Below are 24,133 nucleotides of genomic sequence, written 5' to 3'. Positions count from 1 at the left end.
AACTTACAGTTGGTTCTGACAGTTCCCGTTTTTTTGCGTATCAAAAGACTTACCCATCACGGGCGAAAGGCGGGCACCTTGCCAGACACGGCCCTGCACCTTTTCTTTAAAAAGAAAAAAGAACGTTTCATTTTTTCGAAACGCCCTCTTTTCCACCTGTTTTTTGTTTTGCGACAAGGGGGAATGTAAACCGGATCTCGGTCCCTTTACCAACCTCGCTCGCTGCTTCTATCGTGCCGGAATATCCTTCAGTCAGTTGTTTGGCAATGGCGAGCCCGAGTCCGTTCCCGCCTTTTGCGCGGCTCCTTGCTTTATCCACCCGGTAAAAGCGGTGGAAAATTTGCGGCAAATCTTCTTTCGGGATCCCGATGCCGTAATCTTTTACCGTTAACATGGCCCTCCCCTTTTCCTGCTTGAGGCGGATATCGACTTTATAAATGCGGTCGGAATATTTTATCGCATTATCAAATACAATGATCAGCACCTGCTCAAGATGGTTCTCGCTCATTTGGATGTCATAGGCCTGATTGGGATCATATTGAAAATTGAAGTCGAACTGCTGATGGATCATTTTAAAATTGCGGATCACCCTTTCTGTGACCGCCAAAAGATCTGCTTTTTCCTCATTGGCCAATATTTTGGCTTCTTCCGCCCGCGAAAGATCGAGCAGTTCCTCCACCAGTTTTTTCATTCTGCTTAATTCCTGCAGCGAAGCCTGGAGCGACTCTTCAAGAATCGCAGGGTCATTTTTCCCCCACCGGTTTAACAAATTTAAGTGCCCTTCCATCACTTGGACGGGGGTCCTTAATTCATGGGAAGCATCCTCGACAAACCGTTTCTGCTGCCGGAACGACTGTTCAATTTGGTCCATCATATCGTTAAAAATATTGGTCAATTCCCCCATTTCGTCTTTAGAGGCGCTCGGCTCCATCCGTTCTTGGAATCCTTTTTTGCGGATGCTTTGCATCGTGGAAGAGAGCTTTTTCAGCGGTTTGAGGAAATTTTTTGCCATCATAAACCCGAGAAAAGCACTCAAAAGCAAGCCCACGCATCCGGCGACCATCATGACAAACAGAACATTCCGCATTAAATTTTCATACCGGTATAAAGGATAGATCACTTCAATATAGCCGTTGAACGATTGGGAGCGGAACGGGCTCCTTCCGACTAAAATTTGATGATTGCCCGCGCGGATCAGGCTGACCCGTTTTTCGTTCACCGGCACAAACGGCACTTTTGCATCGGTGGAATGAATGCTTTTTACGACAAGCATTTCCTTTCCGTCCGCATTGATAATCCGGATCGACTGGTCTTTTTCCAGCACCTGCTGAAAGAGCGTCCGGTTCGATAAAATGTCATCGATGTTTTCCCCCTTGTTGTTCAAATCATCCAGCGCCTCGGACACCGAAGTCGCCTCTTCATGCAAAAGCCATCTGCTGATCAGCGTATACTGGAAAAAACCGAAAATCAGAAACGTTAAAAAGATCGCAATACTTGCGCCAACGGACCATTTTACTTTCAAGGAACTTTTTTGCAGCCAGTGTTTTACCGCTCTCATTCGCGCATCACATATCCTGTCCCCCGCACTGTCTGTATATAGCTGTCTTCGCCTTCTGTATCAATTTTATTGCGCAAGTACCGGATATACACATCGACAACATTCGTTTCGACCTCGGTTTCATATCCCCATACTTTGTTCAGGAGTGCTTCACGGGTCATGACAATATTTTTATTTTCCAAAAGCGTAAGCAGCAAGTCGTATTCCCGTTTTGTCAATTCAATCGTTTTTCCTGCCTTTTTAACAAGCCGGCTTTCTTTTTCCAGCACAAGGTCACGGAACTTGTACGTTGTTAGCGCCGCTTTTTGGGGCTCGGCGTACTCCATCCTTCTGAAAATGGCCCTTAGCCTCGCGAGCAATTCTTCAATCGCAAATGGTTTGACAATATAATCATCCGCCCCGTGGTCAAGCCCGGATACCCGGTCCATAATGCTGTCCCGGGCGGTAATCATGATGACCGGTGTTTCTTTTTCCTGTCGTAAGCGGCGGCATACTTCAAGGCCGTTCAGTTTCGGCAGCATTAAATCAAGGAGAATCACATCCCAGTCCTCCTCCAAAGCCGACTGCAGCCCTTCCCGTCCGTCATACGCCACTTTCACTTCGTATCCTTCATGCCTTAACTCCAGCTCAATAAAACGGGCCAGATTTTTTTCATCTTCTACCAGTAATATCCGTTTCATGATGATTCCCCCTCGAAGTTCTTTTGCCGGAACTCTTTCTTTTCCGCTGCCCTTATTATAGCTCCGGACAGCGCATGATCAAGGAGAATCCGCTTTTTCTTATATGCTAACCGAATGAAAAGAAAAAGATATGAATGGTTTGTTAAAAAATGATGAGAAAGAAAACCCGTTTTTTCCATTCATAAATGTCTTCGGTTGGGCAGATAGTAAAGAAGAGTGCTGACATTGAGAAGAAGAAAGGAAAATACAGACAATGGATCATTTGACAACGAACACACCTTTATCCGATAAAAACAATGAAATCCATCAAAAAAGATGGGCGATTGTTGCATTATCGTCCATTCCCCTGATTATGACACTGGGGAATTCAATGTTGATTCCGGTCCTTCCCCTCATGGAGGACAAACTGGGCATCACCAAAGTCCAATCCAGCTATATTATCACCTTTTATTCAATTGTCGCCATTTTCCTTATTCCGGTTGCCGGATTTTTATCGGACAGATACGGCCGAAAAATGGTCATTATCCCGTCACTTGCGATTACGGCTGCCGGAGGGGCGATTTCGGCATATGCTGCCTGGCAACTCGATCACCCGTATTCCCTTATTTTGGTCGGCCGGACTTTGCAGGGCGTCGGGACGGCCGGCGCGGCACCGATCGTATTGCCGCTTGTCGGCGATATGTTCCGCCGCAACCGGGATGTGAGCACCACCCTCGGCATTATTGAAACGGCCAATACATTTGGAAAAGTATTGAGCCCGATTCTCGGATCCTTTCTGGCAGGGTTGATCTGGTTTTTGCCTTTTGCGGCCATCCCGGTCTTTTGCCTGATCTCTATCCTGTCTGTTTTGTTTCTTGTCAAAAGGCCGGCACAAGAAAAACAGGGTCCGGGAATCAAAGCATTTATATCGAATACGAAAAAGGTGTTCCGCCAGCACTGGCGCTGGCTGGCGTCCGTATTTGCGATCGGGGCCATCGTGATGTTTATTTTGTTTGCGGTGCTGTTTTATTTGTCGTCCAATCTGGAAGACCAGTACGGCTACCACGGCGTGAAGAAAGGGTTTATTTTGGCCGTCCCGCTTGCGGCGCTGTGCCTTTCTTCCTTTATAACAGGGAAAATCATTAAAGAAAACATGGTACTGATGAAATGGATTATTTTCTCCAGTGTGCTTATTACCGGAGCCTCCGTGCTCGAGATCTCCTTTTCGGACCGTTTTTTCTATTTAATGGGGACCTTTCTCATTTGCGGAATCGGAATCGGTGCCTCTCTTACGCCGTTGGATGCGCTGATTAACCAGTCGATTGAAAAAGAAGTCCGCGGGACGATCAGCGCCATTTACAGTTCGATGCGCTATATCGGCGTGGCGGCAGGCCCGTTATTTATGGCCAATTTTATGAAAGGGCGAGTTGAGATCAGCATGGTGATCATGGCCGGTTTCTGCCTGGTGGCGGCAGGGCTTACATTTGCGGCGGTGAAACCGGACAAATCACGTGCTGAAGCCTCTTCCCCTGCTTAATTGCGGAGCCGTGCGATTTCAAGCATTTGTAGCGCCTTTTTGTTTCAGGTAAACTGATGACAAAGGAATTGAAAGAAAGAAGGGAATGTCTTGGGTGAAAACAGACCATTCAATCGGTTAATTCATGAAAAATCGCCTTATTTGCTGCAGCACGCCCGTAATCCGGTTGACTGGTATCCGTGGGGCGAAGACGCTTTTGCGAAAGCGAAGCGGGAAAACAAGCCGGTTTTTGTTTCCATCGGCTATTCGACCTGCCACTGGTGCCATGTGATGGAGCGGGAGTCTTTTGAAAATGAAGAGGTGGCGCGGATCCTGAATGAGAAATTTGTGGCGATTAAGGTGGACAGGGAAGAGCGGCCGGATATTGATGCCATTTATATGCTTGTTTGCCAAATGATGACCGGGCAGGGCGGCTGGCCGTTGAGCGTATTTTTGACGCCGGAGAAGGTCCCTTTTTATGCCGGAACCTATTTTCCGCGGGAAAGCCGGTATGGGATGCCCGGTTTTAAAGAAGTGTTGCATTATTTATCCCAACAATACACCGAAAATCCGGACCGGATCAAGGATGTGGGGGCACAAGTCAAACAGGCGCTCGAGGCAAGCCGGGAAAAAGGAGAACAAACGGCTTTAACGAAAGAAACGACCGGGCGCGCTTTCCAAACTTACAAGCAGGCTTTTGATCCCCGCTACGGCGGTTTTGGCAAGGCGCCGAAATTTCCAATGCCGCATTCACTTGTATTTTTACTCATGTATGCCAAATTTTATGAAAACCGGGATGCGCTTGCGATGGCAACAAAAACATTGGACGGGCTGGCGCGCGGGGGAATTTATGACCATATTGGTTACGGTTTTTCCCGCTATTCCGTTGATGAAAAATTTTTGGTGCCCCACTTTGAAAAAATGCTTTATGACAATGCGCTGCTTGCACTGGCCTATACCGATGCTTTCCGGATGACGAAAAATGCCCGGTACAAAAAAATAACGGAAGAAATCATCAAGTATGTGCTGCGTGATATGGCCCATCCGGATGGCGGATTCTATTCCGCGGAAGATGCCGACTCGGAAGGCGAGGAAGGAAAGTTTTATGTGTGGACGCCTAAAGAAGTAAAAGATGTGCTGGGGGAACAGTTGGGCACGCTCTTTTGCCAGGCATACGGCATTACCGGGCAGGGAAATTTCGAAGGAAAAAATATTCCGAACCAGATTACAACCCATTTGGAAACAATTGCAAAAAAGGAAGGGTTTTCTCCTGCAGCGCTGGCGGAAAAATTAGAAACGGCACGGCAAAGCTTGTTCCAGCACCGGGAAAAACGGGTGCGCCCGTTCCGCGATGATAAAATTTTAACGGCATGGAACGGCTTAATGATTGCAGCACTCGCAAAAGCGGGGCGTGTTTTTTATCAACCATCTTATGTGCAGGCTGCAGAAAAAGCGGTTTCTTTTATAAGGGACAACTTGATCCAAAATGGCCGGGTAATGGTAAGATACCGCGATGGCGAAGTAAAAAACAAAGGTTTTATAGACGAATATGCCTTTCTCCTGTGGGGATATATGGAACTGTATGAGTCCACTTTTGCCCCTTTTTATTTGGCGGAAGCAAAAAGACTGGCCGGCAATATGATTGATTTATTTTGGGACGGACATGGAGGAGGCTTTTTCTTTAGCGGAAACGACGATGAGCCATTGCTCGTCAGGCAAAAGGAGTCTTATGACGGGGCACTGCCTTCCGGGAACAGTGTCGCAGCCTGCCAATTGTTAAGGCTGGCGAAACTGACCGGGGATTTTACGTTGGAAGAAAAAGTCCAGCAAATGTTTCAGGCCTTCAGCAAGGTTATCCATGATGATCCCAATGCCCACGCCATGATGATGCAGGCAGTGATGTACGCACAGCAGGCAACGAAGGAAGTGGTGATCGTTATGGATGATGAAACAGAAAAAGCTGTTGATTTTATCCGCCATATTCAGGAGAATTTTCACCCCGAAATTTCCTTCATGGCAGTAAAAAGGCGCGAAAAGAAGAAACTCTCCAAAATCGCCCCTTTTATTGAAGATTATGCCATGATAAACGGGCAACCAACCATTTATGTCTGTGAAAACTTCAGCTGCAATCAACCGACAAATGATTTTCAAACTGCCAGGGATTTGCTCTTTAAAAAATGATTGAAAACATGCCTGTTGAAAACCATAAAAGAAGCCGGAATGATGCATTCACGATATGCTTTTTCCTGGCACAAAAAACAAACCCCGGTTGCATTCCACCGGGGTTTGTTTTCTTTATTTATTCTTTTTGGCTGAATCCGGAATGGAGGTTTTCGGCAACCCGGCCATATCCGTCTGGTCAAAGGAATAGTCATACTTGTTCCGGTTCACCGGCGTAAAACCTTTTGGTGTGTAGAAACGGAGCAGGTCGTCGTATACCACTTTATCAGACAGATTCAGCATCTCTTTTGCAATCTTTTCATCATTTTTGCCAAGTTTTGGATTGACTTTTTCACCGGTCGCATTGTCGTAAAGCGTTCCGGATACTTGCGTGTACTTATTGGTGACAAAATCGCCGTTACGGAACGGAACAACTTGGCGATGCTGGCTGGACAAAAGATCAGACCCGAACTGGATGTAGTCTTTTGTATCAACGCCAAGCAAATGCATCACCGTCGGCATTACATCGACTTCACCGCCGTACGTATGCTTGATCCCGCCTTTTACGCCCGGAACATGGATAAACAGCGGCACCCTTTGCAGCTGCGCGTTCAAATATGGCGTAATTTCAGGGACACCGAGCACTTTCGCCATTGCCGCATTGTGATTTTCCGAAATGCCGTAATGGTCGCCGTACATGACAATCACGGTATGGTCATAAAGCCCGGATTCCTTCAAATAGGTAAAGAACTGCTGCATCGCTTCATCCAGATAATGGGCGGTTTGGAAATAGTTATCAACGGTTTTATCACCGAAATTGCCTTTCGGGAAGTCAGCATCCTCTTCATCCAATGGAAACGGGAAGTGGTTTGAAAGCGTAATAAACTTCGTATAGAAAGGCTGCGGCAATTTGGTCAAATACTGCATCGATTCATTAAACCAAGGTTTGTCCTTCATCCCGTAGTTTAACGTATTTTTGTCGCTCATATCGTAATACTTGGCGTCAAAGAAACGGTCATAGCCGAACGATTTGTACATTTCGTCACGGTTCCAGAAAGTCTTATAGTTTCCGTGGAAAACAGCCGATGTATAGCCTTTCTGGCCAAGAATGGCAGGTGCTGCCTGGTACGTATTTTGTGCTTTCGTCGTAAATACAGACCCCGTCGGCAGCGGGAACAGCGAGTTTTCCATCATAAATTCGGCATCAGACGTTTTCCCCTGGCCTGTCTGGTGGAAAAAGTTATCGAAATAAAAGGTGTTTTTATCCTTTGTCAGCGAGTTTAAAAACGGTGTGACTTCTTTGCCGTCCAATTTGTAATTGATCAAAAAGTTCTGGAACGACTCAAGTGAAACGTAAATGACATTCATACCCTTTGCCGCGCCGAAATATTTGCTGTCCGGCTCGGTATAGTTCGCTTTCACATAGTTTTCCACATCGCTCACGTCACTGCTGTCAGCCATCGCCCGCTGTGCAGACGATTTTGTTGTCTGGATCGCATCATAAAGCGTGTAATTGTACATACCGAGATATTTCACGATATAGCTACGGTCAAAAGTCCGCGTTAAAAGCTGCGGGCGGTCCGCTTCGGCAAGCCCGAGATTAAAAATGAAAAATGCAATCGCGGCAATCATCAGCCCGGCAAGCGAGCGGCGGTTGATTTTCCCTGCGTTGGCCCTGACGGTTTTCGTTGCAATCAAGGCAATGAGGATGATCGTATCAAAAAAGTAAAAAATATCATAAGGCTTCATTAATGCAGCTGCACTCCCGCCGAGGTCGCCGAAGTTTTTCGTCTGCGACAAAACCGGCAGCGTAATGAAGTCATTGAAGAAACGGTAATAGCATACATTCGCGTACAGCAAAACAGACAAAAGCACGTCAATCACAGTCATTGCAATGATCCGGCCGCGTCCCTTAAAGAAAAGCGCAAGCGCAAAGAAGAACAGTGCCGAGCTGATGGGATTGATGGCAAGCAAAAATTTCTGCATGCCGTTTTGCAGATCCAGATTGAATTCCGCTTTATAGACAATATAAGTTTTTACCCAGAACAATAAAACCATGAGAAAGTACAGGGCGTATTTTTTATTTAGCAAACTTTTAATCTGGTTAAACGAGATCTTCATTCAGTATTCCCTCCCAATTGCCAAACTCTCCGGCAACAATTTCAGGACGCTTCATTTATTCATACCAACATATTGTAATACAATTTTAAAAAAAAGCAAGCGCTCATCAACGGCTTTTCCAGCCCCTGGGCAGCCCTTTCCGGCCAAGCGGGGCTGTCCGCGCCGGAATTCCGCATACCCACCGCCAAATATTTTTATTTCCACCATATTTTATTACAATTTCAATTTTCTTTCAAACAAGTTCAACGCAAGCGCAGATAAAATGACCCAAACAAGGCCGGCCGCATATCCTCCGGCAACGTCGCTCGGGTAGTGGACCCCTAAATAGATGCGGCTAATGCCGATGGCAAGCACCAATAAAAGGGCAAACAGCGTCCCCGCGACCTTCACCCACCGGCGTTTCGCAATGCGGAACAGGATCAATACGAGGCAGCCGTATAAAATCATGGATCCCATCGAATGCCCGCTTGGGAAGCTGTAACCCGTTTCCTGGACGACACGCATAATATCGGGACGCTGGCGCTTGAATATGTATTTTAATATGGTGTTAAAAACCCCGGCTCCAAGCGCGACAGATACAGCGAGATAAAGGCTTAGTGTACGGTATTTTTTGATCCAGAGCACAAGGGAAAGAAAGAGGGTGACCGCCGCCGCCCCTTTTACAGATCCGAGAAAGGTAACAGCCAGCATCACGCTCGTTAGCCGGCCGGAAATATTCCCCTGGACAAATGAGATAATCGGAAGGTCAAAATGCCGGATCTCCGCCTGGTTGAAGTGACCGGCGATTTCAAAAAAAATCCAGGTGCAGAAGGAAAGCACCAGTAAAACGAACAGCCATTGCACAATCGTCTGCCTTTTCATCATCAACCTCCAATATGAAATAATTTACCATATTGGAGGCTTTCCGGCAAATTTTCCGGCATTCCCCGTGCTATCCGGTACCGCCCGGTTTTTACGCTTCTTTTGCCTTTGTTTTGGCCGCTTTTTTTGGTTTTTTTGCCGGTTTTTTTGCCGGCTTTGCCCTGTCAATGGAAGCCTGGAGCGCCGCCATCAGGTCGGTCACATTGTTTTCCGGTTCTTTTACTTTTGCCGTGACGAGTTTTTTTCCGGTCCGTTTCGATTCAATTAAAGCCATCAGGTTTGACCGGTATGCATCCGTATATTTTTCAGGCTCAAACGATGTCGTTAACTGATCAATCAGCAAAATTGCCGTCTCAATTTCTTTTTTCGAGACTTCATCATCTTGCGGCACATTCGGAACGTCAGATGCTTTCCGGACTTCATCCGGGTAATGGATCGTTTCCATCAAAAGCGTGTTTTCATACACGCGGATAACGGCGAGCTGCTCCTTTGAACGCATAACAATCCGGGCAAGTCCGACTTTCTCTGATTCGGTCAGCGCTTTCCGCAACAAGCCGTAAGCTTTTACGCCCCCTTCATTCGGGGACATGTAATAACTCCGGTTAAAATAGACCGGGTCGATCTCCCGCATATCAAGAAAATCCATAATTTCCACTGCTTTTTCTTCTGTCTGTTTGCGCAGTTCTTCCAGTTCTTCCTCTTCCAGTACGACAAACTTTCCTTTCGCGATTTCGTATCCTTTTACGATTTCTTTTGCGTCCAATTCTTCCTCGCACACCGGACAAACCTTTTCATACCGGATCGGGGAATGGCATTTTTTATGAAGGGAACGCAATTTGATATCTTTATCTTCCGTTGCGGCATGCAGTTTAATCGGGATATTGACGAGTCCGAAACTGATCGTGCCTTTCCACATCGTATGCATGAATGAAACGCCTCGCTTTTTGAAGATAATATATGTACGAATCCACCCCGCTATGTACTTCAACTTTTGGAAAAAGAAAGGGTGCTCGAAATGAAACCGATGTTGCCGGTTTTAAAATGGTCTCTGCCAGATACAGGAAAGTGGGTATACGAAATTAAATATGACGGTTATCGCGCGATCCTCGACTGGACAGAAGACGGCATGCGGTTATGGAGCCGCAACGAAAAAGATTTGCTGCCCCGGTTTCCGGAAATCCGCACCTTTTTGCAAACGCTTGAAGGCCGTGTAAAAGGGCAGCTTCCGTTACGGCTTGACGGCGAACTTGTGCTGCTTGAAAATCCGTATAAAGCTGGCTTTGGGGAGCTGCAACGCCGCGGGCGGATGAAAGCTGAAGCAGCTGCAGAGCAGGCGAAAATGCGCCCCGCCCATTATCTCGTATTTGATTTGCTCATGCTTGGTGGAGAGGATATGGCCGGCAAACCGTATTTGCAGCGAAAAAAAGCATTGGAAAACTTATGTGAAACGCTCGCGCTGCCGCTCTCCCCCGCCCCGGGCGAAACGGCACGGGTTCAGCAAATCCCGTTCACCCGTGACGCATCCGTCTTAAAAGAGACGGTGAAAAATTTTAACAGTGAAGGCATTGTCGCAAAACAAACGGACAGCAAGTGGGAAGCGGGAAAACGAGTTGAAACATGGATAAAAGTGAAAAATTGGAAGACAGCCGCCTGCTTTATTACGGCTTACGACGAGAAAAACGGGTATTTCGATGTCGCAGTGTTTAAAGATGGCGACATTTTTCCAATCGGCCAGTTTCTTTTCAGCATGAATCCGGACGAAAAACAAATCCTCACAGAAGCGGTCAGGAAAAATGCCACAAACAATGAAAACGGCGTCTACACGATCGATCCTTCGATTTGCGTCGAGATATTTTATTTGGAATGGGACGGCGCCAATCTGCGGGAACCGCATTTCCACCGCTTCCGCTTTGACCTTTCGCCGGATGCCTGCACGTTTGAAGATTTCAGGCTCCGTAACGCCGCCATTCCGGAAGAAGTGGAAGTGACGCATCCGGATAAACCGCTATGGAAAAAGCGCCATGTGACAAAGCTCGACTTTCTTGCCTATATGCGGGAAATTTCTCCTTTTATGCTGCCGTTTCTTTCGGACAGGCTTTTGACCGTCATCCGTTACCCGCACGGCGTCTTCGGCGAGGCATTTTACCAGAAAAACTGCCCCGATTATGCGCCCGCTTTTGTGGATACGGCTATGCATGAAGACATCCGGTATATTGTCTGCAACGATTTAAAAACACTGATGTGGCTCGCAAACCAGCTAGCGGTGGAATACCATATCCCGTTTCAGACCGTAAACAGCCGTTTCGTCAGTGAGATTGTATTTGATTTTGACCCCCCTTCCCGGGATGCGTTTCAACTTGCAGTAGAAGCGGCTTTGCTGTTAAAACAGGTGACGGATGCCCTTCATTTGGAGAGCTTTGTCAAAATTTCTGGAAATAAAGGGCTGCAAGTCTACATTCCATTGCCGGACAGGCAGTTCTCATGGGAAGATACAAGGCTGTTCACGGAATTTATGGCTGCTTATTTCATTTCGAAATCGCCTGAACATTTTACAATCGAACGGATGAAGAAAAAACGGGGCGGAAAATTATATGTTGATTTCGTCCAGCATGCGGAAGGAAAAACGATCATTGCACCTTATTCGATGCGCGGGCATGAGGATGCGCTTGTGGCGGCGCCGCTTTTCTGGGAAGAAGTAAACGCGTCGCTTTCGCCGTATGACTTTACCATTGAAACGGTCCTTTCGCGTGTGAACCGGTACGGCTGCCCGTTTGCGCGATTCTTTGCCTGCAAAAGCGGCCAGCCTTTTGCCCCGGTACTTGCATTTTTAAAGCAGAACAAAGGGCGCCCCATATAGTTTGGCGCAGCTTTCCAATCGAAAAAAATACGCCTCCCTTTTACAGGAGACGAAAATTTTAAGCCAATGCTTTCTCTACCGTTTCTTTTGCATGGGTTTCGAGCTTTTGATACAGCTTCTGTTCGCCGAAATCCTTTTTTTCTGCAATCCGGAACTGTTCCGGGTGCCCATCGTCAAAAGAAACAGCGGTTTCGTATAAATAGGTGGCATTACCGATCAGGTCAATCGTGTATGCCGGTTCCCCTTCTTTTTCAATTTTTTGGACAAAGCACCGTACTTTACCGCCATTATTGAACACGTCGATCATTTCACCGAACGGGCGCAATCTTAACAGGCAGGCCACAAGGCTTGAAGCGGACATCGCCGTTCCGCACGCATTTGTAAAACCGACGCCGCGTTCAAACGTGCGGACGTATAAGCCATTTTCACCAATCGGTTTGGCAAAGCTGACATTCACGCCGTCCGGAAAGATATCATTTGGTCCGTTCACATACTCGGACAATGTTTTTTGCGTATCAGACCGGAATCCTTCATTTTCGACAAAGGCGATCAGATGCGGATTCGGCACCGCAACTGCTGTAAACGACAAATCTTCCGACAAGGCCTTAACCGGTTCATTGATGAGCACTTCTTTATCAATATGCATCGGCAGTTTGTTCAAGTCAAAGGAGACAGGCGAGATTTCGACCCGGAACGTTGGGATGCCGTCCAATAGGGGCTCTGCTTTGCGGGCATATAGATTTGCTTTCATCGTTTCAATTAACAGATCGTCTTTCCCGCGTTTTTCGGATACGTACCGCGCAACACAGCGCAGGCCGTTCCCGCACATGGACGCCTCGGAACCGTCCGCATTGAATACCCGCATTTTTGCGTCTGCCTGCTGGCTTTCCGACACAAAGAGCAGGCCGTCCGCCCCGAGCCCGGCATCGCGCCGGCAAAATGACAGAGCCATTTTTTTGCGGATGTCGTCCGTTAATGGCGCAGAGATTTCCGTTTCATCGATCAGCAAAAAATCGTTGCCTGAGCCGTGGCATTTAATCAGTTTCACATGCATGATGGATTTCCTCTCTTTTTCTTTCTTTATTCTTACAAAAATTGTATCATTTCTTCTTTTTTTTTACACGAAATATTTATTATGCCTGTAAAAAAAGGCGAGCAGTGCGATGACGAGTACTTCGTCTTCTTCCGTCCCCCGTATAAAAGTAAGTACCGGTGCATTAAGCGGAAACTTCTGCTGCCAGCTTACCGGCATCACGCCGCGTGACACCACTGCTAAAAGTTGTTCGTCCCGGTAAAATTCCAAATCATGGTTTCCATTTTTCCGGATCGCACAAGTCCGGCTGCCGTTTTCAAATATCATTTCTTTTCCCTTTGCTCTTTTTAATGAAAAGAACCGTTCATATGCCGGAAACCCGATGCTGATTTCCCAATTTTGCCGTTTGCGGACCGTGGCGCTAAATGTGGCGCCCGCTCCCCGTTCAAGGCGGAAATACCGGATTTGTTGTCTGAAAGCTTTTTCCTCAAGCAGCCACCCTAAGCGGCCGCTTCCATCATAAAGCTGCACCGAGAGTTTTGCACCGGGCGGAAACTGGATCAAGTACTGCCCGCTGTCCGCTTGTCTTTCTTCCTCCCCTTTTTCTCCGGATATGTTTTCTTCTATCTTTTGATAGTAGAAATAGCGCGCAGCAAAGTAGAGAATGAACAGCCAGACGGCCAAAATCAGCCAGTTGAACATGCCGCCGCGCCCGATATACATCAGCGTGAGACAAAATGCGGAAAGGCCGCATGCAAGAATAACGGTTTGACACAGGTACATGTGAGACAACGTCGAATAGGTTTTTTTCAGCTCCATACAGACTCTCCCGTTTTTGTCTGGTCACTCTATTATATGAGACTTTTTATAAATCATGATGGTTTTACGGGTTTGCAAATCTTTCGCCGGGCATTTCCATCTTCATGGCAGGCTATCCATGGCGGCCCGAAAAATGAATATGTTATAATTTTTTGGAGTCCGTGGAAAAGTTGGGGGAATGAACATGAAACAAACCTTTACCTTAAAAGAAAAAATCGCACAGCTTTGGCATTTATTTCTGCCGATTCTCATCACCCAGCTTGCGATGCTGCTCATGAATTTTTTCGATACAACGATGTCCGGCCATTTTTCCAAAGCCGATCTGGCCGGTGTTGCGATCGGCGCATCCCTCTGGTTCCCCGTTTCAACCGGGCTTGGAACGGTTTTACAGGCGGTTACCCCGATCATTTCCCATTTGATCGGCAGCAAAAACACGGATGAAATCCCCCGTACATTTATCCAGAGCCTTTACGTCGCCGTCTGTATGGCCGTACTGGTGCTGTTTGCAGGCGGGCTATCGATCGGGCCGGTCCTTGGCCGGATGGATTTAGCGCCGCATGTGGAGAGGGTCGCGCATCGGTTTTTATTTGCCCTGTCTTTCGGGCTGATTCCGTTGTTCTGTTACCAGGTTTGCCGCTCGCTGATTGATGCAACCGGGCTGACAAAAATATCAATGTTGATCACACTGTTGGCGCTGCCCATCAATATTGGATTGAATGTTCTGTTCATCTTCGGGCATGCCGGATTTCCGCAGCTTGGCGGGGCAGGTGCCGGCGTTGCGAGTGCCATCACCTACTGGCTTATCTTGTTGATTGCAATCCTTGTGCTTATGCGTTTGCCACGTTTTGCTGAAATGCGGCTGTTCCGCACGTTTTACCCGGTTTCGTTCCGCAGCTGGAAAGCGCTGTTGGCGCTTGGGATCCCGATGGGGTTGTCGACTTTTTTTGAATCAAGCATTTTTTCGGTTGTGACATTGTTCATGAGCAAATTTGGCACTGACACAATCGCTTCCCATCAGGCCGCCATGAATTTTGAATCGCTTTTGTACATGCTTCCGCTCAGCATTTCGCTTGCAATGACGATTCTTGTCAGTTTTGAAGCAGGGGCCGGAAGATTTCAAGACGCCCGCCAGTACAGCACAATCGGGCTTATAACCGCTGTTGTGATCGCCACCTTGACCGGGCTGTTGCTCTACTTATTCCATGAACAAGTTGCAGCGTTTTACAGTGATGATCCGGCTGTCATCCGGTTAACCGGACATTTTTTGCTGTATGCCATCTTTTTCCAATGGTCAGATGCGGTTCAGGCGCCGGTGCAAGGTGCGCTTCGAGGGTATAAAGATGTCCGGATTACGACCATTATGACGTTTGTTTCATATTGGGTTATTGGGCTTCCGCTCGGATATTTGCTGGATGCCGTCACCGCCCTCGGCCCGTTTGCCTACTGGATCGGACTGATCACAGGCCTTGCTGTAGGTGCGGTAACACTTTTAGGGCGCTTGCATTATATCCAGCAAAAAGCCGGAGATTTGCTGAAAAAGAATGGATAAGGTTTGGCGCAAGCGGGGCACATCCGGCAGATGGACCAGCTTGCAGGAAAGTGGACCCGTTTTCCGCAAGTGACGTTTCAAAAAGTGCGTACAAAAAAGCAGCCCCCGTAAAAGAGGCTGCGATAAGCAATTTATTTTCCAATAAACTCTTGTGTCCAGTAATGGCCGTTTTCAACATAGCCCACGCCGATATGGGTGAAGTTTTTATTTAAAATATTCGCCCTGTGGCCTTCGCTGTTCATCCATGCATTCATGACTTCCTGCGGTGTTTGCTGGCCCATTGCGATGTTTTCACCGGCATATTGATACGAGATCCCGAATTGCTTCATCATATCGAACGGAGATCCGTAAGTCGGGCTTGTATGGTCAAAATATTTATGGGTTGCCATATCATTCGATTTGACGCGTGCCATTTTGCTCAAAGCCGTATCAATTTTCAGCGCGCCAAGGCCGTTTTTCGCCCGTTCTTCGTTTACAAGGGTCACCACTTGTTTTTCATAGGCGTTTAACGTGTTGGCAGCCTGGGACTGCGTGCTGCCTGCCGGTTGCGTTGAAGTTTGTTTTGATGCCGATTGCTTTGGTGCTGCTGTTTGTTCCGGTGCCGATTGCTTTGGTGCTGCCGTTGTCTGGTTCGTTTTGCCTGCGTTGTTTGAAGCCGTTTGATTGGTTGCCGGTTTAAAAGAAAAACGGATGTTATGCTGCTTTAACCAGTTCTCCAATTCCTGCATGCTATGAAACTTGTATTCATGTTGAACAACCGTTTTCGGGCTGCAGTTTGTTTCGTTTGAGGCTGCCCCCGCCTTGCCGGAAACTGCCGGTGCAAGGATCAGTGCAAGTGCTGCTGCTGTTGTGAACATGGCCTTTTTCATCAATGATGTCCTCCCTCGTTTTCGTTGGTTTCTCTCTCGTACACAATAGAATCATAACATACGATTTTTGTAATATTTCTGGGAGAAAATAGAACAAGCAGCAAAGCAGGGGCCTGCTTGCAAACTGAAAATGAAAAAGCCAGCTGTATCAAAGGTTTCCATGCATCGTGCGAATTTCCTATCATTTCACACATTGGCACCGTCTTTTTAAATATCCAAAAGATGGAAGGATTTCAGGGTTGACAAGGCGGAAAACGGGCGGGTATTGTTACATTTTTTTCTTAAATGTTGCATGCTGCCACATTCATTTAAAAAAAGCGCCCCGAAGCCGGGCTTGCGGCTTCAGGGCGCTTTTTGTGTATATGGGCGCGTTTTCATATCAGTGCATTTGATTGAGGCGATCTTCAAACTTCCGGAACAGCCTGTACAATGTTTCCCGTTCTTCTTCCGTAAAAACGTTCAGCTGGTCTTTTAGAAACTGAGATTTGGTTTCTTTCAACTGACTGATTAACGATTTTCCTTTTTCCGTTAAAATTAAATCGACCACACGTCTGTCTTTATTGGATCTTTTCCGCTCAATCAGCCCTTTTTCCACGAGTGAATCGGTTACAGAAGTAATATGGCTGGCGGAAACTTGCAGTATTTTCGACAAATCGGATGAACGCATCGAAGATTCCGATAAAAGTTTTAACACCATAAATTCGTTAAGCGTCACATGCTCTTTTAACAAGCTATGCAGTTCTTCTTTAATTTTTCGGTATATTCTACGGAAGATGAATTCCAGATCAACTGTATCTTTTGTCTCCAACACTCCCATTCCTTTCCTTTCTCATATGGGACAGCGAATCTCCTGACTTTATTATATCATTTTTCGTGCATGGGATTGCATAAAATAAGCCGGGAGATTTGCTCCCGGCTTATTTTGCTATTTTTCTTTTTGGACAACTTCTTCGGCTTTTTTGAGCTGCGTATCATGCCGCGTAATAAGATTGCTGATTTCAGACATCAGTTTTGTTGCCGTATCGCCATTGATGATGCCTGTCGGCTGCATTTTTTCATGCATTTGGAAAGCTTCGACAGCCGTTTTTGTATTCCAGTCGAAGTACCCGTCAACCCTGCCCGGATTGTAACCGAGTGCTTTTAGCATTTTTTCCGCCGTCTTTACATCTTCCGAGACCGAATACAGTTTCAATTCTGCATCTGTTCCGATCACCGGAAGTTTGGCATAATCCGGAAGCGACACTTTCTCATCCGGCTCAATCCCTTTTTTATGGATCCAGCTGCCATTTGGTGTCAGCCATTTTTGGACGGTGAATTTTAAAATCGATCCGTCGTTGAATTTTTCAGCAGACTGCACGGTGCCTTTGCCGTATGATTTTTCGCCGACAAGCGGAATGCCTGCCGATTCGTTCAGTGCGGCCGCCAAAATTTCAGAAGCGCTCGCGCTGCCGCCGTCGATCATCACAACCGCCGGGACCGTTATTTTCGTGCCACTTTCTGCCACATATTTCTCCCGGGAGCCGTTCCGGTCTTCCGTTTGCAGGATCGTACGCCCTTCCGGCACAAACATATTCGCAATTTTAATAGCCTGGTCAAGCAATCCGCCCGGGTCCTGACGCACATCGACAATCATCGACTTCATTCCTTGCTTTTTCATGTTCTCAACGGCCGCCTTGAATTCTTTATATGTGCCGTCTGAGAATGTCGTAATCTGGATATGGGCAACCCCGTTTTTCAACATCTTCGCATAAACCGTATTGACCGGGATCGTGTCGCGTGTCAAGGTCACTTTCGTTTCGTCTTTCGATCCGACATGCTGGATCGTGAGTGTCACCTTTGTCCCTTTTTTGCCCCTGATCAACATGACCGCTTCATTGGCGCTCATGCCATGGACGCTTTTGCCGTCAACCGCGAGTATTTTATCGTTCGGCTTCAGGCCGGCTTTTTCGGCCGGGGAACCTTTAATCGGCGAAACAATCACAATATAGCCGTCTTTTTCTTCCACTTCCGCACCGATTCCTTCAAAAGAAGAAGAAATGGTGTTATTGAAGTCTGATGCTTCGGTTTTTGACATATAATCAGAATACGGGTCATTGAGCGATTCCACCATTCCGTTAATGGCCCCGTCGACAAGCGTCTTCTGTTTTACTTTTGTGTAATATTTTTTCTGGATGCTGTCATATGCTTTATATAGTTTGTCAAACTCCGGCCGGTTGACAGTCGTCACGTTGACGGCTTTTTGGTCGCCGAACGCAAAGGCAGCGGTCGTAATGCCGGCTGTTATGAAAATCACGAAAAACAAAAGCATGACAAATTTAAATTTTTTCATACGGATATAACCGGTTTGTTCTTCCTGGCCGGATTCCGTCTGTTTTTTCTCATCGTCCAAAGGCTTCACCACTTTCATGCCGTTTTCCAAAAGTCATAGCTCCCGATTTCTAACTTCTTTATTCTACCAGCTTTTTCTTTTTAATAAAAGAGCCCAGGATTTATTCAGCCTTATGTACATGTTCGAAATACTCTTCAAGCGTCCAGCCGTGCTTGTAAATGACGGCTGCCGCCTCTTTTCCGACATACCGGAAATGCCAGGGCTCGTACTCATATTTCGTAATGTTTTCTTTGTTTTTCGGATACCTTAAAATAAACCCGTATTCATGTGCATGTTTTGCAAGCCAGATGCCTTCCTTCTGCTTCCCCATTTGCTGTGAGAGAAGGAAATGGGCGGTCTGGCTTGTAATATCAACGGCGAGACCGGTCTGATGTTCGCTCGACCCCGGGATGGCAACCGCCTGTTCTGCATGTTCTTCCCCCGAACTTTGCACTTCTGCCGCATACACAGCTTTCTGGCGGTTATACGACCGGTATGCGGAAGCGGCATATAATTCAATGCCGTCCTTCTCGGCGGCGGCAAACATTTTTTCAAGCGCCGCGGCTGCTTCTTTCCGCATATAGCTTTTTTCGATTCTTTCGTCGCCAAATGAAAAGCGGACATTCGGCCGGACGAGGTCTTTCGGTTTGTAATCCCCGAGAATATAGTTTTTATTGACAAGCGCCAAAATATTGTCCGGATTCTGGATCACTTTTTTCCCGTTAACCGTTTTGATTTTGTTAAAATATTTTGCATCAAGCACCAAACCGGAACCGGTTTTTTTCGCGGTATCCGTGTGGGCCGGTTTCGCCGGCGCGGTACTTTTATGGGCGCCCGTTTCCGGCTGGTTTCCGTTTGTTACACTGCAGCCGGCCAAAAAAATCGCGGCAAGGCCGGTATATACATATTTTCTCATGTTGTCACCTTTCTCTATCCTAAAAAATTTGTGCTTTTGATCCTTCTACCGGTACCGCGTTCACTGCGGCATGGGCTTCTGTCCCAAAATGGATGCTCGCCCCCATTTTGAGCCGGAACTGCAAAAGAAGCGGCATGAATGCCCCATCCGGATCTTTCTGCGATGGAAAAAGCAAGCACATTCCCGTTAAGCGCACAACCGTCCGCATCCCGCTCCTTTGCCAAAAAAAATCGCAGGTTTCTCCCCCTGCGATTTCTCTTTTTATTTTAAGGCAAATTCAACGGGACATCAAGTGCTATTTCGTGCGGGACCGAAAAAGGCTGTCCCGGATACCGATGCTGCACCTTTCCCTGTACGGCCTGCAAACAGATCGCCTCATATGGAATCGTCTTCATATTCTTCGTCTATGATGCTTTTTGCAAGCAAGTATTCAAAAGTGATATCGGCAATTTCGTCCAGTTCTTCTTCACGGGGCGCAAATCCCCTTTTCACGAGCTCTTTAAAAAAGAATGCGGCGATTTCCTCTGTATCAATATAAACATCCATATTCTCCATTAAAAACGCCCCCTTTTTTCATCCCGCAGCCACCCCGCGTTTTGTTCTGTTTGTTGATATAAATATGACCCCGTACGGCCTGATATGCCAAACCCGCTAAACTAATCCGGGCCGCCGTGCGCCGAAAGAACCTGGATTTGCATTTTGACCGCCTCAAGCATGGCCCTGTATGCCTCATCACCAAACAGGTTTAACAGTAGCGCATAATCATTATACATATCGAGCAGGCGGTCGATTTTTTCCTGCGTTTTCAAGTCGGAAGTGACAAGCTGATACAGGGGGCTGCTTTTCATCGGGTAAAAAAATTGATAACGGCTGACAAACGAATCGGCCTGCCCGGCATCGGCGATTAACAAAAGTTCTTCTTCATCCGCTTCAAGCCATTCGCCCTTTGGAATGCTGACCATTTCATAAATCACATCTTCCCATGCATCTTCTGCATACCGCCAAATCTCCGTGCGGAAACCAACAATTTTAAAAAGAACGCCGCCATAGCCTTTTACTTTTACAATATCCCCGATAAAAAATTTCAATTCTATATTGACTTCCTCTTTCTTATACAGAATCCCGTCATATTCTTCCAGGCGGGCGAGGCTTTGTTCGGCTAGGAGGCCTTCCCGGTCATTGACCACATAGAAATACCCTCCTTCCAGCTGTCTCACAGCCGTAATTTTTCCCACCGTCCCGTATACTTTTACGACCACTGTATCTCCAACTTGAAACTTCGGCGCTTTTGCATCCATTTTTCATGCTCCTTGAAAACGAAACACGTTTTACTTCATTCTATGCATGCGCTCCGGAAAAAGCGAACAGCACAATTTTCGGCCGGTTATTTGCTTTCGCCTTTATAAATCTCCCATGCCCGATCAAAAACCGACATTGACGGGATATAATGCCCGTTTAATTCGAGATAGGAACTGATTTCATGATAGTTGGTTGAATGTTTCGGAAAACTGTGATCATTGTATGCCCCATTGGCAAAAACCGTCAACTCGTCACGGAGATGCGGATCCCTATATCTCATTAAAAACTGGTAAAAAGATTTCATAAGTATCCCCCAAAATGATTTTTACTCCAATATAGCGGATCGTCTCCCCCGCGTAAAGTAGAAAGGGTGGCATTACGGGAAGAGGAAGTTTTTACAAAAAACTAGAAAAAGATAGAAAACATGTTTAAAATATAGATGATGATTTGCGGTTCACAGGGTAAAAAGGAGGGGCTTTTGATTGAATAAAAGGAACATTTTTGCAATAAGAAAGCAAAAAAGCGAGAAACGGAAAAATTCCCGTCCGAACCGCCAGCTGCATCGGCTTCCCCTTTATTATTTGCAGACGATCAGGGGAAAAATTGTGATTTCATTCGGGGTTTTAACCGTCTTGCTCATTGTATTAACCGTCACTTCATACATAAACATGCGCGAGCTGGAGAATGAAATCAATCATGTTGTCCAGCATGACCTCGCCGTGCACGATCGTGTCCAAAGCCTGCTCAATCAGACCGGCGAAATTGAAACGGGCGCCCTGAATTACGCCATTTCCGGAAATGAAGCTGCGTTACGGCCGTATGACCAGGGGAAACAGGAAGCCAGCAGCACGTTAAGCCGCTTGCAAAAAATGCTGAAAGATGACCGGTTGCAGAGCCAAAAACTCGAAAAAATTTCGGAAGCCTATAATTTCTGGGTAGGAACAGTTGACCGGGTTGTCGAAGCAAGGCAGTACGGGTCGGAACAAGAAGCGGTTGCACAAGTGAAGGATTCCCAGGCATCCGACTACATGAAAAATTTGAAAAGCAGCATCCATGATTTGCTGATAAGCACCACACAGGCATCAGAAAGCCGGATCGGCGACTTGCATCGTTCCGTCCTGATTGCGCGGATCGTAACCGTCACCCTTTCCTTGCTTGCCATCGTGCTGGCTGTCATGCTCAGCATCAGCCTAACGAAAAACATCAAATCGAGCACGAGAAAAATCAGCCGGTCGATTTTGGGAATCGCAGATGCCGGCGGGGATTTGACAAGGCGGATTGAAGTGACGTCCAATGACGAACTGGCAAAACTGGCAAGAGATACAAACCAGCTGATAGACGGCATTGCCCGGCTTGTAAAAGAAGTATCCGCGATGGCGGAAAGTGTCTCTGCCTCAAGCGAAGAACTGCTCGCTTCTTCTGAAGAAACATCGAAAACGATCCAGTCGATTGCGGAAACAGCCAATGAAATCGCGGCAGACAGCGAACAAACTTCTTCCAAGATGGATACATCCTTATCGAAAATGAAGTCGCTTGAAGAAGTGGTCGATACGCTTTTCCGGCAGGCGGAAACGGTAAAACAGGCTTCGCTCCATATGAAAGAATCGGCAGAAAAAGGCAGCCGGTCCATTATGGAAACGTCCGGCAAAATGAAGAGCATTGAAGCGATCATGACAAATACGAGCAAAACGGTAGAGGCGCTCGGTGAAAAGTCGGATGATATTACAAAGATCATTATGACGATCACCGGGATTGCCAAACAAACCAATTTGCTTGCATTGAATGCGGCAATCGAGGCAGCCAGGGCCGGGGAGCACGGGCGCGGCTTTGCCGTCGTAGCAGATGAAGTCAGAAAACTGGCCGAACAATCCCAGTCTGCCGCCCAGGAAGTCACGAATATTGTGCGTTCGATCCAAAAAGAAATTAGCACCATTATCGGCCAGAATCAGGAAGGGGTAGAGGCGGTTACTTCCGGCGTGCAAATTTCCAATGAAACGATGCACTCGCTCGAAGTCATTCAAAAACAAACGAATGAAACGACAAATGTCATTATTGACATGGCCGCCCAAATTGAAAAAACGCAAAAACTTTCTGTCGATGTCGCCGATTCGTTCGATGCCGTCAGCAAGATTGCCATGAATACCGCGGCAAATACGGAAATGACCGCAGCAAGTACCGAGGAAGGGTCTGCATCGATGGAAGAAGTCACAGCCGCAGCCTCGGAGTTGTCAAAACAGGCAGAAAACCTGCGCAAGCTGATCGGAAACTTTAAAATATAAAAGACACACTGAAAAAGCCCAGGGCTATGCCCCGGGCCTTTTCCGTTTTTTAATTGGGGCCGATCCAGCATGCGCCGATAATGATCAGCAAAATAAACAGCACAACAATTAAAGCAAAGCCGTTTCTGTGTCCTGCAAAGCCCCAGCCGTAACCGGACCCATAACCGTATCCGTAGCCGCAGCAGGGATCATATGCAGGGTAAGCACCTTCATGGCCGTAATACATCCCATTCACTCCTCAAAAAAAACTGTTTTTCTGTACAGTGCATCGTATGGGATACGGGCCCGTTTTGTATGTGCATCCGCCCAGCCGGCTTATTCTTTTTCTTCAAAGAGCGCAAGATACTCCCCATATCCTTCTTCCTCAAGCTTTTCTTTCGGAATAAAACGCATCGCGGCTGAATTCATGCAGTACCGAAGATGCGCAGGGCCTGGCCCATCCGGAAACACATGGCCCAAATGCGCGTCAGACGCCTTGCTTCTCACTTCCGTACGAATCATGCCGTGGCTCGTATCAAGCCGTTCGGTAAGTTGGCCGGCATCGATCGGTTTTGTAAAACTCGGCCAGCCGCAGCCTGCATCATATTTATCTTTTGAACTGAACAGCGGTTTTCCGGAAATAACATCGACATAAATCCCGTCGCGAAACTCGTTCCAGTATTCATTTTGAAACGGCGGTTCCGTTCCGTTTTTCCGCGTCACTTCATATTGCAAAGGCGTCAGTTTTTCATCCTTCATGTTCATCCCTCCAATGGTTGCGGATAAATGCGGCCCTGCCTGAACCTTGCCGGTAAGCCTCGTAATGGGTCGGATTTTTCCGGTAATAATCCTGATGGTAACTTTCCGCCGGATAAAAGGCGGAAGCCGGTTCAATTGTGACAGCAATCGGCTTTTTAAACCGCCCGCTCTCTTCTAGCCGTTTTTTTGAAGCTTCCGCCGCCTGCTTTTGGGCTTCGTTTTGATAGAAAATAACGGGCCGGTAAGAGGTCCCCCTGTCGTAAAACTGCCCGCCTGCATCTGTCGGGTCAATTTGCTGCCAGTAAATGTCAAGCAGCTTTTCGTAAGGAAAAATTTCCGGATCAAACGTAATTTCAACAGCTTCCGTATGCCCGGTCGCACCGGAGCACACTTCCTCATATGTCGGGTTCGGTTTTGTTCCGCCTGTGTACCCGGAAACGACTTTTTGAATGCCGGGCAATTGGTCAAAAGGATGGACCATGCACCAGAAGCATCCGCCGGCAAAAATCGCGGTTTCCTCTGCCATGCGGC

General features: G+C 47.1%; 22 protein-coding genes. 5 read left to right on the top strand and 17 right to left on the bottom strand.

Features of this window, described 5'->3' with window-relative positions; translation table 11 throughout:
* Nucleotides 1–127: 127 nt before the first annotated feature.
* Nucleotides 128–1,558 carry a HAMP domain-containing histidine kinase gene (locus OF158_RS07530; protein ID WP_017550799.1) on the bottom strand — a complete coding sequence of 477 codons (1,431 nt, stop codon included), beginning with the start codon at nt 1,556–1,558 and terminating at the stop codon, nt 128–130.
* On the bottom strand, nt 1,555–2,238 hold the full coding sequence (locus OF158_RS07525; RefSeq protein ID WP_035185026.1) for a response regulator transcription factor: 684 nt from the start codon (nt 2,236–2,238) through the stop codon (nt 1,555–1,557). Before OF158_RS07525 ends, OF158_RS07530 begins: the two co-directional genes overlap by 4 nt.
* A 253-nt stretch (nt 2,239–2,491) precedes the next feature.
* Between OF158_RS07525 and OF158_RS07520 the strand changes: the two genes are divergently transcribed.
* Together OF158_RS07520 and OF158_RS07515 are read left to right on the top strand one after the other, a co-directional pair.
* Nucleotides 2,492–3,754 (top strand): MFS transporter, encoded by a 1,263-nt coding sequence (locus OF158_RS07520; protein ID WP_035185028.1) that lies wholly within the window; start codon nt 2,492–2,494, stop codon nt 3,752–3,754.
* Between the two features lie 90 nt (nt 3,755–3,844).
* Entirely contained in the window at nt 3,845–5,914 is a 2,070-nt protein-coding gene (locus OF158_RS07515; protein WP_035185031.1) for a thioredoxin domain-containing protein, read from the top strand.
* A gap of 114 nt (nt 5,915–6,028) precedes the next feature.
* On the opposite strand, the gene OF158_RS07510 is transcribed toward OF158_RS07515, so the two are convergent.
* The 3 genes from OF158_RS07510 to OF158_RS07500 form a co-directional block, all read right to left on the bottom strand.
* The gene (locus tag OF158_RS07510) at nt 6,029–8,014 is read right to left on the bottom strand and encodes a lipoteichoic acid synthase (RefSeq protein WP_035185033.1); all 1,986 of its coding nucleotides are present in this window, start codon (nt 8,012–8,014) and stop codon (nt 6,029–6,031) included.
* Nucleotides 8,015–8,227: 213 nt separating this feature from the next.
* On the bottom strand, nt 8,228–8,875 hold the full coding sequence (locus OF158_RS07505; RefSeq protein ID WP_017550793.1) for a phosphatase PAP2 family protein: 648 nt from the start codon (nt 8,873–8,875) through the stop codon (nt 8,228–8,230).
* 91 nt (nt 8,876–8,966) lie between these two features.
* Entirely contained in the window at nt 8,967–9,800 is an 834-nt protein-coding gene (locus OF158_RS07500) for a non-homologous end joining protein Ku (RefSeq protein ID WP_014098445.1), read from the bottom strand.
* A 90-nt stretch (nt 9,801–9,890) separates the two neighbouring features.
* Between OF158_RS07500 and OF158_RS07495 the strand changes: the two genes are divergently transcribed.
* Nucleotides 9,891–11,732 carry a DNA ligase D gene (locus OF158_RS07495; protein WP_017550792.1) on the top strand — a complete coding sequence of 614 codons (1,842 nt, stop codon included), beginning with the start codon at nt 9,891–9,893 and terminating at the stop codon, nt 11,730–11,732.
* A 58-nt stretch (nt 11,733–11,790) separates the two neighbouring features.
* On the opposite strand, the gene dapF is transcribed toward OF158_RS07495, so the two are convergent.
* Both dapF and OF158_RS07485 read right to left on the bottom strand, forming a co-directional pair.
* Entirely contained in the window at nt 11,791–12,786 is a 996-nt protein-coding gene (dapF, locus tag OF158_RS07490; RefSeq protein WP_014098447.1) for a diaminopimelate epimerase, read from the bottom strand.
* Nucleotides 12,787–12,849: 63 nt separating this feature from the next.
* Nucleotides 12,850–13,584, bottom strand: coding sequence for a hypothetical protein (locus OF158_RS07485; protein ID WP_014098448.1), 735 nt, complete (start codon nt 13,582–13,584; stop codon nt 12,850–12,852).
* Nucleotides 13,585–13,768: 184 nt separating this feature from the next.
* On the opposite strand from OF158_RS07485, the gene OF158_RS07480 reads away from it, so the two are divergent.
* The gene (locus tag OF158_RS07480; RefSeq protein ID WP_035185038.1) at nt 13,769–15,133 is read left to right on the top strand and encodes an MATE family efflux transporter; all 1,365 of its coding nucleotides are present in this window, start codon (nt 13,769–13,771) and stop codon (nt 15,131–15,133) included.
* A 131-nt stretch (nt 15,134–15,264) separates the two neighbouring features.
* Here the strand turns inward: OF158_RS07480 and OF158_RS07475 are convergent, their stop codons facing one another.
* The 7 genes from OF158_RS07475 to OF158_RS07445 all read right to left on the bottom strand — a co-directional run bounded on the left by OF158_RS07475 (nt 15,265) and on the right by OF158_RS07445 (nt 20,889).
* Nucleotides 15,265–16,002 carry a CAP domain-containing protein gene (locus OF158_RS07475; protein ID WP_035185040.1) on the bottom strand — a complete coding sequence of 246 codons (738 nt, stop codon included), beginning with the start codon at nt 16,000–16,002 and terminating at the stop codon, nt 15,265–15,267.
* Between the two features lie 379 nt (nt 16,003–16,381).
* On the bottom strand, nt 16,382–16,819 hold the full coding sequence (locus OF158_RS07470) for a MarR family winged helix-turn-helix transcriptional regulator (RefSeq protein ID WP_035185046.1): 438 nt from the start codon (nt 16,817–16,819) through the stop codon (nt 16,382–16,384).
* A gap of 108 nt (nt 16,820–16,927) precedes the next feature.
* Complete coding sequence (locus OF158_RS07465) at nt 16,928–18,421, bottom strand: lmo1851 family serine protease (protein ID WP_014098452.1); 1,494 nt, start codon at nt 18,419–18,421, stop codon at nt 16,928–16,930.
* A gap of 70 nt (nt 18,422–18,491) precedes the next feature.
* Complete coding sequence (locus OF158_RS07460) at nt 18,492–19,286, bottom strand: M15 family metallopeptidase (protein WP_014098453.1); 795 nt, start codon at nt 19,284–19,286, stop codon at nt 18,492–18,494.
* Nucleotides 19,287–19,661: 375 nt separating this feature from the next.
* Nucleotides 19,662–19,841, bottom strand: coding sequence for a YozD family protein (locus OF158_RS07455; protein WP_014098455.1), 180 nt, complete (start codon nt 19,839–19,841; stop codon nt 19,662–19,664).
* Nucleotides 19,842–19,942: 101 nt separating this feature from the next.
* Nucleotides 19,943–20,584, bottom strand: a complete 642-nt coding sequence (locus OF158_RS07450) for a hypothetical protein (protein WP_014098456.1) — start codon at nt 20,582–20,584, stop codon at nt 19,943–19,945.
* 86 nt (nt 20,585–20,670) lie between these two features.
* Entirely contained in the window at nt 20,671–20,889 is a 219-nt protein-coding gene (locus tag OF158_RS07445) for a YozE family protein (RefSeq protein WP_014098457.1), read from the bottom strand.
* 178 nt (nt 20,890–21,067) lie between these two features.
* Between OF158_RS07445 and OF158_RS07440 the strand changes: the two genes are divergently transcribed.
* Nucleotides 21,068–22,864, top strand: coding sequence for a methyl-accepting chemotaxis protein (locus OF158_RS07440; protein ID WP_014098458.1), 1,797 nt, complete (start codon nt 21,068–21,070; stop codon nt 22,862–22,864).
* Between the two features lie 49 nt (nt 22,865–22,913).
* Here the strand turns inward: OF158_RS07440 and OF158_RS07435 are convergent, their stop codons facing one another.
* The 3 genes from OF158_RS07435 to msrA form a co-directional block, all read right to left on the bottom strand.
* Complete coding sequence (locus OF158_RS07435; RefSeq protein ID WP_014098459.1) at nt 22,914–23,090, bottom strand: YjcZ family sporulation protein; 177 nt, start codon at nt 23,088–23,090, stop codon at nt 22,914–22,916.
* An 89-nt stretch (nt 23,091–23,179) separates the two neighbouring features.
* Entirely contained in the window at nt 23,180–23,602 is a 423-nt protein-coding gene (gene msrB, locus OF158_RS07430; protein WP_017550782.1) for a peptide-methionine (R)-S-oxide reductase MsrB, read from the bottom strand.
* Entirely contained in the window at nt 23,592–24,128 is a 537-nt protein-coding gene (msrA, locus tag OF158_RS07425; protein WP_035185054.1) for a peptide-methionine (S)-S-oxide reductase MsrA, read from the bottom strand. Before msrA ends, msrB begins: the two co-directional genes overlap by 11 nt.
* Nucleotides 24,129–24,133: the final 5 nt, after the last annotated feature.

The sequence above is a fragment of the Weizmannia sp. WK01 genome (genome assembly GCF_025905465.1).
GTDB lineage: Bacteria > Bacillota > Bacilli > Bacillales > Bacillaceae_C > Weizmannia > Weizmannia faecalis.
The sequence above is the reverse complement of the archived record's forward strand: the minus strand, read 5'-3'. Positions and strand labels throughout refer to the sequence as shown.